The organism is Sphingomonas sanguinis NBRC 13937, from assembly GCF_001591005.1.
Classification (GTDB): domain Bacteria; phylum Pseudomonadota; class Alphaproteobacteria; order Sphingomonadales; family Sphingomonadaceae; genus Sphingomonas; species Sphingomonas sanguinis.
Map to the genome: position 1 here is coordinate 1 of NZ_BCTY01000105.1, position 2,161 is coordinate 2,161.

1 protein-coding gene is annotated in these 2,161 nt (G+C 68.5%); it reads left to right on the forward strand.

The genetic code is table 11. The annotated features are described in order from the left end of the window. Window positions 1-296: 296 nt before the first annotated feature. Window positions 297-2,153: a sialate O-acetylesterase gene (locus tag SSA01S_RS18755; protein WP_167348943.1), complete on the forward strand. Its 1,857-nt coding sequence runs from the start codon at window positions 297-299 to the stop codon at window positions 2,151-2,153. The last annotated feature ends 8 nt before the right edge of the window (window positions 2,154-2,161 follow it).

Consider the following 2,161-nt stretch of genomic DNA (forward strand, 5'->3'; position numbering starts at 1 on the left):
TGTCGCGCTATCGAAACGGTTACACCCCTCCGACGCGCTACGCGCGCCACCTCCCCTGCAAGGGGAGGAATGAAGGACGGCGTTTCGCGATAGCGTTATCATTTTGCCCCTCCTATGATCGCGACGAAGGTGTCGGCAGCACGGAATCGTCGTTGCGCCGGGCATAGGAGAGGGATGATATGCGGAAGGGGCAATCACGGTCCGGCGCCGGGCGAGGGGCGGTTTGGGCGCTGCTTTTGGGCACGGCGGCGGCCTGGCCGGCTATGGCGGAGGCAAGGCCGCGCATCCTGACCCCGATGAGCGCCCATGCCGTTCTGCAACGCGACCGGCCGATCGCCGTCGAGGGCGCGGCCGATGCGGGCGAGAGCGTCACCGTGACGCTGGGCGGGACCAGCGCCACCGCGACCGCCGATGCGAAGGGTCATTGGCGCGCGACCCTGCCCGCCATGGCGGCGACCGCCACCCCGCTGACCCTGACCGCGACGGGCAAGGACGGTGCTGCCGATACGATGGACGACCTGCTGGTCGGTGACGTCTGGCTGTGCTCGGGCCAGTCCAACATGGAATATCCGACCAAGCAGGCGCTGAACGGCGAGGGGCTTGTGAAGGGCGCGGCCAATAACCGTATCCGCCTGCTCGACATGGCCCATCATGTCGGCCTGTCCGCCGACGAGCCGCTGGAAAAGCGCCCGGTCTGGGCCGCCGCCTCGCCCGCCAGCGTCGCCGACTTTTCGGCGGCCTGCTATCTGATGGTCAAGGACCTGGCGGCCAAGGCGAATGTGCCGATGGGCGCGATCGACTCGAGTTGGGGTGGGACCAAGATCCTGCCCTGGATCGACGCGACCGACGCGCGCAAGCTGCCCGGCCTGTCCGCCGATGCCGACCTGCTGGCGCTCTATGCCCGCGACCATGCGGCGGGCTTGCGCGCGTTCGGCGATCGCTGGGGTGACTGGTGGCGCAAGGCGAGCGGGACGAAACGCGGGCAGGAGCCGTGGAACGCCCCCGACCGGCTGAACTGGACCCCGGTGCCCAAATTCGGCCCGTGGGAGGAATGGGGCGTGCCCGAACTCGCCGACTATAACGGGCTGGTGTGGTTCCGGCAGGGCTTCGACCTGCCGACCGCGCCCAGCGGGGATGGCGTGATCGAGCTGGCCGGGATCGATGAACTCGACACCGTGTGGGTCAATGGCGTGGTCGTCGGAGCGACCTTCGGCTGGGGCGACTGGCGGCGTTACACCGTGCCGCGCTCGGCCCTGAAGAAGGGCCGCAATGAGATCGTCGTCGGGCTGGGCGACACCTATGGTCCAGGCGGCATGTTCGGCCCCGGTGACAAGATCCAGTTCACGCCCGCAGGCGGCCAGCCGATCCCGCTCGGCACCGGCTGGCGCTATTCGGTCTATAAGGCGAACGACCAGAGTTATCCGCGCAGCCCGTGGGAGAGCCATGCGGGGCTCGGCACACTCTACAGCGGCATGATCGCGCCTCTGGGGCCGATCGGGTTGAAGGGCGTCGCCTGGTATCAGGGTGAGTCCGACGTCGGGCTGGCCAATTATGGCGACCGGCTGGCGGCGCTGATGACCGGCTGGCGGCGGCAGTTCCAGAACCCCGAACTGCCGTTCCTGATCGTCCAGCTCGCCAATTTCGGTGCGCCGCCGGTCAAGATCGAGAACAGCGGCTGGGCGGCCCTGCGCGAGACGCAGCGTCTGGCGGTGCTGCGTGATGCGCATGCGGCGCTCGCGACGACGATCGACATCGGCGTGCGCAACGACATCCACCCGGCGGACAAGAACGAACTCGCCAAGCGGCTGGTCTTTGCGCAAGGCCGCCTGGAGGCGGGCGACCGCGCCGATGCGTCCGGACCGATGATCGCCTCGGCCACCCGCGCGGGGGGGGAGGTGGTGCTGCGCTTCGACGGCGTGCGGGGCGCGCTTCATGCGTGGAGTGCGGCCGCGCCGATCGGGTTTGAGCTGTGTGATGCGAGCGCCTGTCGTTATGCGAATGCGAGCGTGAACGGGGCGGAGGTGCGGTTGGCCGATGCGCAGCCGGGGGATGTCCGCGTGCGTTACGCCTGGGCGGATGCGCCGGTGGTCAATTTCTATGATGAAGCGCCGCGTCCGGTGGTGCCGTTCGAGGCGGTGATTACGGGGAACTGATCGTCCTA

Excerpts from the sequence above, each read along its gene's own strand:
- SSA01S_RS18755 (WP_167348943.1), top strand. The coding sequence starts at position 297 with ATGAGCGCCCATGCCGTTCTGCAACGCGACCGGCCGATCGCCGTCGAG.